The 13,943-nt window shown below is 42.4% G+C and carries 13 protein-coding genes; 9 read left to right on the top strand and 4 right to left on the bottom strand.

The features are described from left to right. Positions 1 to 303, bottom strand: a 303-nt coding sequence (locus ABWY16_RS18870) for a S26 family signal peptidase (protein ID WP_353906221.1), incomplete at its 3' end; no start/stop codon positions are given. 64 nt (positions 304 to 367) lie between these two features. After that, positions 368 to 2,746, bottom strand: coding sequence for an ABC transporter permease (locus tag ABWY16_RS18865; protein ID WP_353906220.1), 2,379 nt, complete (start codon positions 2,744 to 2,746; stop codon positions 368 to 370). Positions 2,747 to 3,001: 255 nt separating this feature from the next. Between ABWY16_RS18865 and ABWY16_RS18860 the strand changes: the two genes are divergently transcribed. From ABWY16_RS18860 to ABWY16_RS18835, 6 genes are all read left to right on the top strand, one after another. Beyond that, entirely contained in the window at positions 3,002 to 3,985 is a 984-nt protein-coding gene (locus tag ABWY16_RS18860) for a glycosyltransferase family 2 protein (protein WP_353906219.1), read from the top strand. Positions 3,986 to 4,056: 71 nt separating this feature from the next. Next, complete coding sequence (locus tag ABWY16_RS18855) at positions 4,057 to 4,851, top strand: hypothetical protein (protein WP_353906218.1); 795 nt, start codon at positions 4,057 to 4,059, stop codon at positions 4,849 to 4,851. Beyond that, positions 4,851 to 5,741 (top strand): glycosyltransferase family 2 protein, encoded by an 891-nt coding sequence (locus tag ABWY16_RS18850; protein ID WP_353906217.1) that lies wholly within the window; start codon positions 4,851 to 4,853, stop codon positions 5,739 to 5,741. Before ABWY16_RS18855 ends, ABWY16_RS18850 begins: the two co-directional genes overlap by 1 nt. A 41-nt stretch (positions 5,742 to 5,782) precedes the next feature. Next, on the top strand, positions 5,783 to 6,721 hold the full coding sequence (locus ABWY16_RS18845; RefSeq protein ID WP_353906216.1) for a glycosyltransferase family 2 protein: 939 nt from the start codon (positions 5,783 to 5,785) through the stop codon (positions 6,719 to 6,721). 81 nt (positions 6,722 to 6,802) lie between these two features. Then, entirely contained in the window at positions 6,803 to 8,377 is a 1,575-nt protein-coding gene (locus ABWY16_RS18840) for a M81 family metallopeptidase (protein WP_353906215.1), read from the top strand. Between the two features lie 240 nt (positions 8,378 to 8,617). Further along, positions 8,618 to 9,478, top strand: coding sequence for an oxidoreductase (locus ABWY16_RS18835; RefSeq protein ID WP_353906214.1), 861 nt, complete (start codon positions 8,618 to 8,620; stop codon positions 9,476 to 9,478). 103 nt (positions 9,479 to 9,581) lie between these two features. On the opposite strand, the gene ABWY16_RS18830 is transcribed toward ABWY16_RS18835, so the two are convergent. After that, a complete protein-coding gene (locus ABWY16_RS18830) occupies positions 9,582 to 10,502 on the bottom strand; it encodes an AraC family transcriptional regulator (RefSeq protein ID WP_353906213.1) in 921 nt (306 codons plus the stop codon). A gap of 207 nt (positions 10,503 to 10,709) precedes the next feature. Here ABWY16_RS18830 and ABWY16_RS18825 point away from each other — a divergent pair, with 207 nt between their 5' ends. Both ABWY16_RS18825 and ABWY16_RS18820 read left to right on the top strand, forming a co-directional pair. Beyond that, on the top strand, positions 10,710 to 11,354 hold the full coding sequence (locus ABWY16_RS18825; protein WP_353906212.1) for an SDR family NAD(P)-dependent oxidoreductase: 645 nt from the start codon (positions 10,710 to 10,712) through the stop codon (positions 11,352 to 11,354). Between the two features lie 99 nt (positions 11,355 to 11,453). Then, positions 11,454 to 12,284 (top strand): SDR family oxidoreductase, encoded by an 831-nt coding sequence (locus ABWY16_RS18820; RefSeq protein ID WP_353906211.1) that lies wholly within the window; start codon positions 11,454 to 11,456, stop codon positions 12,282 to 12,284. Between the two features lie 385 nt (positions 12,285 to 12,669). Here ABWY16_RS18820 and ABWY16_RS18815 read toward each other — a convergent pair whose 3' ends face one another. Further along, positions 12,670 to 13,212: a hypothetical protein gene (locus ABWY16_RS18815; RefSeq protein WP_353906210.1), complete on the bottom strand. Its 543-nt coding sequence runs from the start codon at positions 13,210 to 13,212 to the stop codon at positions 12,670 to 12,672. A gap of 267 nt (positions 13,213 to 13,479) precedes the next feature. Here ABWY16_RS18815 and ABWY16_RS18810 point away from each other — a divergent pair, with 267 nt between their 5' ends. Continuing rightward, positions 13,480 to 13,866, top strand: a complete 387-nt coding sequence (locus ABWY16_RS18810; RefSeq protein WP_353906209.1) for a VOC family protein — start codon at positions 13,480 to 13,482, stop codon at positions 13,864 to 13,866. The last annotated feature ends 77 nt before the right edge of the window (positions 13,867 to 13,943 follow it).

The raw sequence follows: 13,943 nt of genomic DNA, 5'->3' as shown, positions 1-13,943 counted from the left end.
CTGGATACCGTCCCAGTAAGTTTTGATCTGATATTTGGTAATAGTAGATTCTAAAAATGGATTCTGAACCGGTGTGAATGGCATCCTTGCGCCGTAGCTCATTTTGCTTACAAACAGATAATCACCGGTAAGCAGCGTCCCCTCCATGGATCCTGAAGGTATGGCATAGGCTGAAAATATCAGTCCCCGGATAAGTGTAGATGCAACCAGGGCAAATATCAGTGCATTCAGCCATTCGCGTTTTTTGGATTTCTTTGGCTGAGCGGCTGCTGTTTGCTTTTTGAATGGAAAGTTCAGTTTCATGTCAGTAGTTTTAGTTATTGATTTGACACTGAAGCAGAACAGTTGTTACAAACAGCAGGAATTACTATTCATATTTCAGGGCATCAACCGGATTTGCCCTGGCTACTTTAAATGATTGCAGACTTACGGTCAGCAAAGCAATCACTATCGAAAGCATTGCAGCAAGCATGAAAGGCCAGATGTTCATATCTATTCTGTAGTCGTATTTCTGCAGCCATTTGCTGGCTAAGATATAGGCCAGCGGAAAAGCGATGAGATTTGCGATCAGCACCAGTTTAATAAAATCTTTATTGAGTAAAATCAGTATGCTCTTTAAATCTGCTCCCAGTACCTTCCTGATGCTGATTTCTTTCTGGCGCTGTTCTGCCATGTACAGCGCGAGGCCCAGTAAACCCAGGCAGGAAATAAAAATACAGAAGCCTCCAAAAAGATTGGACAGTGTGCTCAGTATCCTTTCAGTTTTCAGTTTCGCATCCATCGACTGGTCGATATATTCCAGTACGGCCGGGTATGACGGGTTTAAACGCTGACTAATATCTTTCACGGTCTGCACAGATGCATTCAACGGCTGGTTAGGGTTTAACCTCATCATCAACTGCGAAACCAGATGTATGTTATAGTAAAATATGGTGGGCAGGGATCTGGCACCTGCAGAACCATTTGCATAATCCTGTATAACACCTATGATAGTCAGGGGTGGACTTCCAACCCAGTTGATTACCGTTCCTACCGGATTTTTAAGTCCCATTCTTTTCACTGCTGCTTCATTCAAAATCACATTGGTAGCCGTATCTGCCGGAAACTCCCGGGAGAAATCCCGTCCCTGTACCATGCTGGAACCTACGGTTTTTGCATAATCGTATCCGGTGCTTCTGACTTCAAACAAAGCATTGTCGCTGATGTCTTTGCCCGGCCAGCTGAAATCACTGCTATTGTTAGACATGGTAGTAAAGTTCCCGGCATATTCACTTGCCATTACTACTGCTTCGGATTTTTTCAGTTCCTGCTTCAGCAGCTCTACTTTAACAGGGTCTTTAAAATTACCTTCGAGCTCCATTTCTACCAGATTATTCTGGTCGAAGCCCAGGGGTTTATTTTTGATATACTGCATCTGCGTGTAGATCACCAGGGCACAGATGATCATACAGATAGATAGACTAAACTGTATCACGACCAGTAATTTACGGATAGATAGCGCGCCTCCGGCAGCTCCCTTGAAACCTTTGAGCACTTTTATCGGAGTAAATGACGACAGGTAAATTGCTGGGTAACTGCCGGCAAGCATCCCTGTGATCAGGATCAGGGATATTAAAACTCCCCAGAATGTATAGGAACTATAATCAATGCGGATAGCAGTATCCAGCAGCGTATTGAATTGCGGAAGAAGCAGCTCAAGCAGCGCAAAAGAAATGAGCATGGAAATCGTTGATAACAACAGTGACTCCAGTACAAACTGGCCCATCAAAGCCTTTCTGGATGAACCCAGAGCTTTTCTTACCCCCACTTCCCTGGCACGTTTTTCAGAACGCGCAGTGGAGAGGTTCATGTAATTGATGCTGGCGATGAGCAATACACAAAAAGCAAGAAAGGCAAACAGGTTCACCTGGTCAACTTTACCTCCCGTTAGTTTTCCATTTTCAAACTCATCATACAGGTGGTGCATTTTAAAGGGAAATAAAAATGCCTCCAGCCTGGTCTCAGGATCATGTGTTTTGATGAGTTTCCTCAGGGCAGCATCCGTGGCGGCCACATTTGCATTCGGCTTCAGTTCAAAGAAGGTCATGCAGGAGATGGCGCCCCATTCAAAGGTCTTTTCAGGCGGGAATATAGTATTTTCATAAAATGACCAGGTCTGTACAGCATCAAACTGAAAGGTTTGATTTTTTGGCGGGTCACTAATCACTGCCGTCACTTTCAACCATATACGGTTATCCCATTTCAGGCTTTTTCCTATGGGATCCTGGTCGCCGAAAAACTTCTTTGCAGTGCTCGCTGTGAGTATCAATGAATGGGGATCATTGAGTGCAGTAGCCATATTCCCGCTTTTCACATCGTAATCAAACATTTTCATGAACGAGGGATCTGCTGTGATAGTATTCAGTTTGAATTTGTTGTTTTCATTGCTGAACAACCTGTTGCTTCCATTGCTGGAAACGCGGCAGGCTGCTTCCACACCAGGCAGTTCCTGCAATCCCGCAGCTGCCACTTTATTCGGAGTGTAAGGATACGTTTTTACGGTTCCGTCAGTACTGTGGTTTAGCTCTGCCACATACAGGCGGTCAATCGCCTTGTACTGCTGATCAAAACTGTATTCATAATTCACATAGAGCAACAGCAACAAGCACGAAGTGAGGCCAATGGCAAGGCCCCCGATATTGATCACTGAAAAGCCCCTGTTCCTTTTAAGGTTCCGGAGCGCTATTTTGAAGTTGATGAAAAACATACGTTATGATTTGCCGGTACAATGACGAATTGCATGCCAGCTTACAATAGCCGGTTGAGAGTATCAATATAGAGATTTTCAGCTGAAAACTGTTCATTAACGATCAGGCCATGTCCGCAAATGCACAATGCAGGCAGGCTTGCACTGAAGCAATTGTGTAGTTTTAACACTATCCTGCTCAGCTTTTACCGATACAAAAAGGTCATTCTCCGGCAAAGGTGTGTAAACAATAGTTTTTCTTGGTCTTTTTACCCTATGAAAAGATCCATTTCTGTAATTATCCCGAATTACAATGGCAGAAATTTATTAGAGTTATATCTTCCTTCCGTTATCAACGCTTTGGTTCTGGCTGATATTCCCTATGAACTGATCATTGTGGACGATTGCTCCAAAGACGACAGTGTAAGTTTTATCAAAGCTGTTTACCCTGAAGTGATTTTAATTGCAAACAGTAAAAACTCTGGTTTTTCCTATACCTGCAACCAGGGGATAAAGATCGCAAAAATGGAACTTACTTTTCTGCTCAATTCCGACGTTCAGCTGAGTCCCGATTATTTCAATGCACAATGGAAGTATTTTGACCATAGTGATACCTTTGGTGTAATGGGTAGGATCATGAGCAAGGACGGGCAGCGGATTGAAGATGCAGCGAGAATATTATTTTATAAAGGCTGCCGCATCAAGGCCAATCAGTTTTACTATAGCCAGGAAGAGGATGCCCTTTCCTATACCGCATATTTGTCGGGCGCCAATGCACTGGTAAGCACCAAAAAACTAAAAGAACTGGAAGGGTTTGATGAGATCTTCTCCCCTTTCACTTCCGAAGATTCAGATCTGTGTACAAGGGCATGGCTTGTGGGCTGGAAATGTTATTACGAGCACTCATCGGTCTGCTACCACCAGGTAAGCGGCAGCATCCGCAGGAACATTAAACCCAACTTTGTAAAGACGATCTATTTCAGGAACAGGTTTATTTTCCACCGGATTCATCTCACAGGATTCAGGGCAGCCGTACTGCCGGTATACATTCTGCTGGCTGAACTTTTTACGAAACTCCTGACGGGGAAGATCTGGATCCTGGATAGTTTCAGTGAATATAAAAAAACCGAAGCCGACATCCGGATATCTGTTGAAAAACTGAACGCGCTCAAAATCAGGCACTCATCAACGATGAGCATTGAAGATATCATACAAAAAATAAATAATTCGATAGATGGAAAGCCGATTATACGTTTGTAAGTTCTATATTAATCCAGTCTGCTCATTTGCGCAGCGACAGCTTTAAACTCATGCAGGACCCGCCTTTACCTATGGAATATGATTTTCTACAGAAAATCGAGGCTGCCGAAAGCCCTGTCTTCAGCTATTCTATCTGTACACTTACCACCCGTATAGAAGAATACCGTGAGATGGTAGATTCATTTATCCGGGCCGGATTTGGCCGGGAGGATTGCGAGTTCCTGTACATTGATAATTCAGCACAAAATCATTCAGATGCCTATACAGGTATCAACCGGTTCCTTGCCCGCGCTAAAGGAGAATATATCATTGTATGTCATCAGGACATATTAATTGATAAGGACACAAGGAATGATCTGGAGAATAAACTTTCGGAACTGCAGCAGCTGGATCAGCGCTGGGCAATTTGCGGCAACGCTGGTGCCGCGGGTCCAAATCATATTGTTTATCATATCTCGTATCCTGACAATGTTTTTAAGGATAAAGGTAAGTTCCCACTGAAGGTCACTGCACTCGATGAAAACTTCCTTGTGATTAAAAAAAGCGCAATGCTGGCAACTTCTGCTGATCTTTCCGGATTTCATTTGTATGCTACCGACCTTTGTCTGCATGCTGAGATCAGGGGGTTTTCCTCCTGGGTGATTGCCTTTAACCTCACCCATAAAAGTTATGGCAATGCCGACCATACCTTTGAGCAGTCGCGCCGGCAGCTGATCAAAAAATACAATCACGCTTTCCGGAACCGGTGGATACAAACCCCATCTGCAGTATTCCTGCTGTCTGGCGCTAAACTGAGGTGGTTTTATGCTAACCCGCTTGCTCTTTTTGCAGTAAGAATGTGGAATGGAATAAAAAAGAGGTTGTGATGACAGAGGTTACTGCATTAGTTTCAATAGCGCTCTGCACCTATAATGGTGAAGCCCATCTTGCTGAACAGCTTTCATCGCTGACCCGTCAGAGCTATCAAAATATAGAGATCATAATAGTTGATGATTGTTCGACAGACCAGACTTTAAGTATGATCATGAACTTCATTCGCACAGACTCCAGGATCAGGTTATACCGCAATGAAAAAAACCTGGGTTTCAATGCAAACTTTAAAAAAGCAATATCTCTATGCACAGCAGAATACATTGCGATTTCAGACCAGGATGATATCTGGATGGAAGACAAGTTAAGTATCATGATGGACTGCATAGGTGACAATCTGTTGTGTTACCACAACTCAGCTTACATTGATGAAAACGGTGTTGCCAGCGGAAAATCCACCTTGTCTGCCCATCGTTTTACAGCAGGATTCTGCTGCAGGACCTTACTGCTGAACAATTGTGTTTCCGGACATGCCTGTCTCATCAGAAAAGAACTCCTGGAAAGGACACCAGATTTCCCGGCTGGTTTATATTATGATTGGTGGCTGAGTTACACAGCTGCCTGCCTGGGACGGATAACTTTTACTAAACAAACCCTGGTGCAGTACCGTATACATCCGCACAGCATTACCCATCGCGACAATAAAAATTCAAGATCTTTACGCATTGAACATTTCAGGAGTTTTAAAGACCATGCACTTACCCCTGCTCAGCTGAAGTCTTTCCTTGAAAATCTGCTTTTACTTTACAAAAAGTCTGAATCTCAGTTTTTCTCAGCCGGATTATTTGTCCTGTTAATAAAAAACTACAGTACGCTGTTTTACACCCGGAAACGCTCCCTGTATTCTAACCTGAAGTTTATTCTTCGCGAAAGCTTAACTAATTGAACGATGAACCCTGCATAAGCGCTAAACACATATATAAGCTGATGAACCCTGAAGAAAAACCCCTTGTCTCTATTGCTGTATGTACCTACAATGGAGAGAAATTCCTTAGAGAACAACTCGACAGTCTTGTTCTGCAGACGTATACTAATAAGGAGATCATAGTGATTGATGACTGTTCTACAGACAGCACAATGGCTATTTTACAGGAATACAAGCATAAATACAGCTTCTTCAATTTTCTTCAGAACGATTATAACCTTGGTTATGTAAAGAATTTTGAAAAAGCGATCTCTTTATGCAAAGGTGAATACATTGCACTTTCAGATCAGGATGATATCTGGGATCCGGAAAAGATCGAATTACAGGTTGCAAATATCGGAACACATGCGCTCATTTATCATGACTCGGCCTGTGTGGACGAAAATGGTAATTCTCTTCATAAAAAATTAAGCGATGTATGCCTTTTATACCAGGGAGAGCTGCCTTATCCCTTTATGTTTTTCAATTCGGTTTCGGGCCACAGCATACTTTTTCACAGAAAACTGATTCCTGACATTCTTCCTTTTGACCCAAAATACTTCCACGACCGCTGGATTGCATTTGTAGCTTCGGAAAGAGGAGGAATCAGTCTCCTGCCCCAAACACTGGTGAAATACAGGCAGCACAGTACCTCTACTACTGATCTTCTCGATATGAGGGCAACAAAGGAACATGTCCGACATATTTTTTTTAACCGCGAGGCGATCGACTGGATTATTAAATGCAGTGAAAGATCTATCGCCTATAAAGCGTTTTTTAATGAGATCCTGACCTGTTTCAGCCAGGATTACCTGCTGATCAACCGCCTCAAATTGTACAGGTTGCTGTTTGCAAAATCAGCAGAGGTTTTGTTTGTTTACAAAAAATCAACCATCAGCAAAATGAATTACCTGCGGAAGCTGTGTTTTTTAAAGAAGTATTCTATCGGGGATTTGAGTTAACACTGCTTCAATATTTATTTTTTGACTATTTTTCACTATAATTATAGGTGTGTATTCCGCTCCGAAATTGATCGCCTGAACATGAAAAACCCTTCCTTAAAAATCCTCACTTATATTCTGATTACCGTTTCAGCATTTTCATGCAAGAGAAAACCTTCTAACGAAACGGGGCAGCTTCCACGTATTGCTATTGCAGGACTGGCGATTGAATCAAGCACATTCTCACCTGCCCTTTCTGATGAAGCATCTTTTCGCGGTAAATATGGCCAGGATGTTTTCAGCACTTATTCCTTTATGGGAATTGATTCACCATTGCGTAAGAAAGCAATCTGGATCCCAACTTTAAATGGTCATGCCATTCCAGGTGGTGCGGTAAAGAGAGAGGCTTATGAAGTATTGGTGCTCAGGACATTGGATTCATTAAAGAAGCATTTGCCTTATGATGGCTTATATTTTGATATCCATGGTGCCATGAGCGTAGTGGGATTAGATGATCCGGAAGGTGATTTTATAGAAAGAATACGCAAAGTAGTTGGCAAGAAGACAATGATTTCAACATCTATGGATCTTCACGGCAACGTGTCGCTGCGCCTCGCAGAGAATTCTGACCTGATTACCTGTTACCGTATGGCACCACACGAGGATGCAATGGACACCAAAAAAAGAGCAGTAACCAATCTGATTGATAGGATCACCAGCGGCAAAGGAAAACCTGCATATAAAGCCTGGATACCAGTACCTGTTTTGTTACCGGGCGAAAAAACAAGCACCCGAATAGAGCCCGGAAAAGGTATATACAAGGCTGTAGCCCCGGCAGCAGCACAGGAAGGAATTGTTGATGCAGCCATCTGGATAGGTTACGCCTGGGCTGATGAACCCCGCAACCATGCTGTAGTAATGGTTACCGGAGATGATAAAGAAAAAGTAACAAGAACAGCCGAAAAGCTTGCACAAAGTTTCTGGGATGCCAGGTCGCGTTTTAAATTTGTTGCCCCTACGGCTACGCTGGCAGAAAGTCTTGATAAAGCCATTGGCAGTAAGAAACATCCATTTTTCATCAGTGATTCTGGCGATAACCCTACAGCCGGAGGAGCCGGTGATGTCACCTGGACACTCACAGAAATACTTAAACGCCCTGAGTTTAAATCTGCCAAGGGACCATCCCTGATCTACGCATCAATCCCAGGTCCTGAAATTGTTACTAAAGCGCTGGCGGCTGGCGTAGGTAAACCTGTTGAAGGGTATGCAGGTGCTGCTATTGATGCACGCTATGCTCCGCCAATAAAACTCTCAGGAAATGTTGAATCCATTTATAAAGGGGATAAGGATGCAGAAGTGGAAGTAGTGATAAAAATAGGTAGCGTCCACGTAATCGTGACCAGGAAACGTAAGCCTTACCACAAAGAAATCGACTTTACCAACCTCGGCCTCGAGCCGCGTAAGGCTGATATTGTGGTAGTAAAGATTGGATATCTGGAACCGGAACTGTATGCTATGCGGGCCGATTGGTTACTTGCGTTAACGCCTGGTGGCGTAGATCAGGATCTGGATCGCCTTCCCTACAAAAGAATTCAGCATCCGATGTTTCCTTTGGACAAAAACATGAAAGATCCTGATCTAAAGGCTAAACTTGTACGTTTGTCTAATGAGCTATAGTTTATTTTCCCAATAAATTGGTATTCAGAATCCAGTCCGGATAATTCCTGATTCTTGATTCAGGCAAAGCCAGTTCAGGAGCGTATAATATGGTCCGCCATGAATACGCAGGACAAATTATTGCCTTTTCACAGCTGCTGCTTTCTTTGAAATTCATAACATAAGCTTTGCTATTCAGATAACTCAAATACGCGGTCTGACGCAACTTTGCTATATCAAAAAACAAAAACGAACAGCAATATGAAAACTCAGAAAACATGGTTGATCACAGGTGCCTCAAGAGGCTTTGGTCTTGAAATTACAAAAGCAGTATTGGAAAGCGGTGATCAGGTAATAGCAACCGTTCGCAGCAATCCGGAACAATTTATTTCACAGTTTAAGGACAATAAAAATCTCTATGCAGTAACACTTGATATCACCAATGAAAATCGAACTATAGAGGCTGTAAAACTCGGAATAGACCATTTTGGAAAAATCGATGTCTTGGTAAACAATGCCGGCTACGGTATCCTTGGCGGCGTTGAAGAGACCAGTGATGCAGAAGCAAAAAAGAACTACGAAGTGAATGTATTTGGAACACTCAATGTGATCCGTGCGGTGCTGCCTTACATGCGCAAAGAACATTCCGGACATATTATCAACATTTCATCAGTAGGCGGTCTTTTCGGCTATGTAGGATGGGGAATTTACGGATCAACAAAATTCGCTATTGAAGGAATTACAGAATCTCTGGCTCAGGAGCTGGCACCACTGGGCATCTTTGCAACAGTTGTTGCTCCGGGTTTTTTCAGAACAGGATTTTTAGATACAGGCTCTCTGATCAGCACAGAAAAGATTATCGAAGATTATGATGAAACTGTGGGCACCTCCAGGAAAAACGCAAAACTTTATAACCGCAATCAACCAGGTAACCCGGAAAAACTGGCAGAGGCATTTGTAAAACTCGCTGCTTCAGAGAAACCTCCGGTGCACCTTCCTCTAGGCACTGACACCTATAACATGTTCAATCAAAAAACAGCAGCTTTTGTAGCGGAAATGGAAGAATGGAAAGAAGTGATTACGGGAACAGACCATGAAGATGCTGTAGTTGCAGCACATTAAGATCCATCCTCATATGGCAGGCTGTATTCTATACGCTGAATCAAAAAGAAATTTGGGCAGCTTAAAGAATACAGCCCTTTATATATATATGACTACGGACATCTTACGCATTGGCATTACGGCGAAATTCCGCAGGCGTAAACCCTGTATTTTTCTTAAAGAAAAAATTAAAATTAGGCTGCTCGGCAAAGCCGATGCTGAAACTGATATCCTGCAGGCTCCAGTCCGTTTGTAAAAGAAGCGCCTTTGCCTCGTCCAGTATCCGGTTCCTGATATGGGTACTTGCGTTCTGACCGGTATGTTTTTTAAGGAGCGCATTCAGGTAGTTGGGATGCATATGCAGGTCATTGGCAAACTCCTTGGCCGTCTTGATACGGATAGGGCTGCTGTAATTGATTCCTGCAGTTTCTTTTTCAAGCAGGTTAAAAAACTGATGCATATGACTGTAGTCTCTACTTACCTCATCCGGTTTAGGGTAATGCGCCACTTTCATACTCTCTACCATCAGGAGCTGAAGAAAGGCCTGCATAGCGTCTTCCTTAAAATCGCCGTTCAGCAGCTCTTCTTCCTCCATTTTCTGAAAATACTGACTGATTGCCGGCACTTGCTCTTCCGCCAGGCGGATCACGCTTTTAGGTTTATCAATAAATAACCCGAATTTATCAATTACTGCTTTTAACTGCAGATGGTGACTAATAAACGTCTTCTTGAAGAGAACATAGTAACCTCCTGATTCTTCAGAGAGGTTTTTCCAGGAAATGATATCATTGGGATGGATATAGAGCAGCGTGGGTTTTTCAATATAATAGGTATTGAGCCCCATGGTAAATACCCCCGTACCTTGGGTGACCAGCAGGATTTTATAAAATTCCCTGCGATTGGGCGAGAGGTAATTGCGGCACTCATGCTGTTGACGGTTGAATACCCTGATTGTCCAGTCTTCATAAAATTCACGGAAAACCGGGATCATATCAGGAAGGTCGCGCAGGGTGTCAATCACCTTACTGTCTAGGGTTGTTCTCATAACGCATCCATTTATCAGGAAGCACTAATTTAAAAAAAACTTAATTCGAAATTCCAATAAGTCAATAGCTGTGCCCAATTATGACAAATCGTTTATTATTCGAAATTATGTCCTTGCCCATCTTTGAAATTCATAAAGCTTGCTTTGGATTTAGTACGGAGCCCCTGCAGCTTTCTGCAGAACTTTGTTTCAACAAAAAAAATTCTCATGAAAAAATCAATTTTAATCATCGGAGCAGGTACCGGCCTGAGTACTGGCATAGCCGAAAAATTTGGTGCAGAAGGTTTTGTGATCAGTTTAATCAGCCGCAATGCAGCCAATCTTGAAAATATCAAAAACGAGCTTTCAGCAAAAGGTATTGAAGTTAATTATGCTGTTGCTGATGCGGGAAATGCAGAGCAGCTCACAGCAGCTATAAACGGGCTGACGGTCCAGTCTGAGGGCTTTGATGCAGTACTCTACAATGCAGCAGTATTAAAAGCTAAGGACATTATGGAAGAAAGTTCAGCAATACTGGTTGAAGACTTTACCATCAACGTGGCCAATGCTTTTCATTCCCTGAAGGTTACTTATGCGGCTTTGCGTAAGAAAAAAGGCGCATTCTTACTGACCGGCGGCGGATTAGGTGTATCACCAAGTGCGGATTATGGTTCCCTGTCCATTGGCAAGGCCGGCGTCCGCAGTCTTGCCTTTCAGCTGAATGAGCGCTTAGGCGATGAAGGAATTTATGTTGGCCTGCTCACAGTAGCAGGTTTCATCAATCCACAAAGTGAAACACATTCCCCTGCTGTGCTGGCAAAGCTCTTTTGGAAACTTTACACCGAAAGATCAACAGTTGAAATACATCAGTAAAAGTTTTTTTGGTTACAACCTTGTTCAAATCGGTTATATCAGGCAGTTCAGTTAGATTGATCTTTGTTCTTGAAGACAATGACAAATAACAGGAACAATATGAAAACGATATTTATCACCGGCGCATCAGCCGGATTAGGAAAATCCACTGCAAAATTATTTCAGTCTAAAGGATGGAAAGTTATCGCTACCATGCGCAACCCGGAAAAAGAAACTGAACTGAACCAACTGGATAACGTAATCCTTTTACCAATGGATGTAACGAACATTGAGCAGATCAATTCAGCTGTCCGCGAAGCTTTCAGTACCGGTACTGTTGATGTAGTATTTAACAATGCTGGTTATGGACTTATAGGCCCGCTGGAATCCTACTCTGAAGAGCAGGTAAGAGGACAGTTCGAAACCAATTTTTTTGGTGTGGTTTGGGTAACACAGGCCTTTATCCCATATTTCAAAGATAGAAAAAGTGGCTTATTCATCAATACCACTTCTTTATGCGGACTGGTAAGCTATCCTCAGTCATCCGTATACAACGCATCAAAATGGGCGGTAGAAGGCTGGAGCGAGAGTATGTCCTATGACCTTGCAGTTTTTAACATAGGCATAAAAAATGTGGCACCGGGAGGAATCAAGAGCAATTACATGAATGTAATGGAAGTAACGGAAGATGCAGATTACGGGCCTCTTAAACAGAAAATGATGGAAGGGTTTACAGACGGCACATTAATGGAATTCTCAGAAGCCGAACTGATTGCAGCTGTAGTTTACCAGGCTGCTACAGACGGAGAGGATAAACTCACCTATCCTGCCGGAAACGACGCAGCAAGGATCTCTGAAAAAAGGCGCAAACAAGGTCCTGAAGCCTACAGAAAAGAGTTGTTTGAGTACCTAAATCTTGAAAGTCCGTACACAGTCAGTGCAAATAACTAAAAACAAATAGCATGAGAATATTTTCAGTTCTCATGCTATTTTACCAGATATTTCTATAGGTTGCCATCCTGCTATTGACCTGTAAAAATCCCCGCAGGCAAATGCCCGTAAATACTTTCAAAACCAAGGCCAAGCACTTTGATATTATAATTTATAGGAGCACCCGCAGATACCGGCCAGTTCACAGATGCTGTTACCCTTCCCATTTCTTTGACTGCCTGCCATAAAGTTTTCGTTTTGATGGCTCTGGACAACTAGCGTGCCAAGGTAAGCGATAAATTAAGTGTATATTAACATATGATTAACTCAACAGAAAAACCGGGCGGTTCAGGAAATAAGAAAGGCTCTGCTTTTCATGTCAGCAGAGCATTTCTTTTGTAGCTTACTAGCCCAACAAACCTGATCTGAGGTCAGTCAGTTCTTTAAGCAACTCAGCTTTGATCTTATCAAAATAGTAATCCATTTCATTATGGGCATAATCATAAAATTTAGATTTATCATTTTTCGATAAATCACCCAGCTCGAAAGTGGCATCTATTATTGCTTTCTGAAGTTCCAGTCCGCTGTTGCTGTCCTGAACATCAGCTATCAGAGTGTCAAGTATCATTAACCTGTCTTTTCTATGAGCGTCTGCGTTAAAAATAAATGAAAACAACGATTCTGCGTAAGTACGGATGGCATCCAGGGCAGTTTCGTTACGGCGCAAAGCTTTTTTTACTGCCGCAGCAATCTTAGTTTTTATTTCATCAGGCTGTTCAGCATCATCCTGTGAAACCAGACTGTTGTGATAACTTTTCAGTTCCTCAACACCCGTGAACATGATGCTGATGCCGTTTTCAGTGGCTTCAGTATATGGAGCCTGTACAAGTTTGGTATTGAAATCAGTCAGATGTACACCTTCTATTTCTATAATTATATCTTTTATCATTTCTTTTCTTTAGCAGCTGCAAATGTAGGGATAGATGCTGAGTTAACACAGTGATTACCGAGTTGAATGTTTTTACAACCGCAGCGCCCTCGGTCTGTTGACCGCAAAACTTACAAACACTTATCAATCAGATGATTTGATGGTTATTGATGAAATTAAAATTGCTTTAATTATCAATTGATAATTTTAAAAGAGATTTGTTATTATCCAAAAATAGATGGAAATTGCTGGAAGGCATACATTTAACTGCAAAAAACACCTTTAAATATGAAAAAAGTAACAGGACTTGGCGGCGTATTTTTCAAATGCGATAATCCGCAAACTATGAATGAGTGGTATGCCAAAAACCTTGGATTGCCCACCAGTGAATATGGAGCAACCTTTGAGTGGCGGCAGGATGATGATCCTTCGAAAAAAAGGTCTACTTCCTGGTGTACGTTCCCACAGCATACAGATGCTTTCAATCCCTCAACCAAGCCATTTATGATCAATTACAGGGTAGATAACCTTGTTTTACTGCTGGAGGAACTGAAAAGGGAAAACGTAACGATTATTGATGAGATTGCGGAGTTTGATTACGGAAAATTTGTCCATGTACTTGATCCGGAAGGAAATGTGATTGAATTATGGGAACCTAAAGATGAATCTCTTTAAATTATTGTGGGGGGAGAAGGATTCGAACCTTCGAAGTCTTGCGACAACAGAGTTACAGTCTGTCCCATTTGGCCACT

This window comes from Pedobacter sp. (assembly GCF_040513095.1).
GTDB lineage: Bacteria > Bacteroidota > Bacteroidia > Sphingobacteriales > Sphingobacteriaceae > Pedobacter.
The sequence above is the reverse complement of the archived record's forward strand: the minus strand, read 5'-3'. Positions and strand labels throughout refer to the sequence as shown.

Excerpts from the sequence above, each read along its gene's own strand:
- ABWY16_RS18865 (WP_353906220.1), bottom strand. The coding sequence starts at position 2,746 with ATGTTTTTCATCAACTTCAAAATAGCGCTCCGGAACCTTAAAAGGAAC.
- ABWY16_RS18860 (WP_353906219.1), top strand. The coding sequence starts at position 3,002 with ATGAAAAGATCCATTTCTGTAATTATCCCGAATTACAATGGCAGAAAT.
- ABWY16_RS18855 (WP_353906218.1), top strand. The coding sequence starts at position 4,057 with ATGGAATATGATTTTCTACAGAAAATCGAGGCTGCCGAAAGCCCTGTC.
- ABWY16_RS18850 (WP_353906217.1), top strand. The coding sequence starts at position 4,851 with ATGACAGAGGTTACTGCATTAGTTTCAATAGCGCTCTGCACCTATAAT.
- ABWY16_RS18845 (WP_353906216.1), top strand. The coding sequence starts at position 5,783 with ATGAACCCTGAAGAAAAACCCCTTGTCTCTATTGCTGTATGTACCTAC.
- ABWY16_RS18840 (WP_353906215.1), top strand. The coding sequence starts at position 6,803 with ATGAAAAACCCTTCCTTAAAAATCCTCACTTATATTCTGATTACCGTT.
- ABWY16_RS18835 (WP_353906214.1), top strand. The coding sequence starts at position 8,618 with ATGAAAACTCAGAAAACATGGTTGATCACAGGTGCCTCAAGAGGCTTT.
- ABWY16_RS18830 (WP_353906213.1), bottom strand. The coding sequence starts at position 10,502 with ATGAGAACAACCCTAGACAGTAAGGTGATTGACACCCTGCGCGACCTT.
- ABWY16_RS18825 (WP_353906212.1), top strand. The coding sequence starts at position 10,710 with ATGAAAAAATCAATTTTAATCATCGGAGCAGGTACCGGCCTGAGTACT.
- ABWY16_RS18820 (WP_353906211.1), top strand. The coding sequence starts at position 11,454 with ATGAAAACGATATTTATCACCGGCGCATCAGCCGGATTAGGAAAATCC.
- ABWY16_RS18815 (WP_353906210.1), bottom strand. The coding sequence starts at position 13,212 with ATGATAAAAGATATAATTATAGAAATAGAAGGTGTACATCTGACTGAT.
- ABWY16_RS18810 (WP_353906209.1), top strand. The coding sequence starts at position 13,480 with ATGAAAAAAGTAACAGGACTTGGCGGCGTATTTTTCAAATGCGATAAT.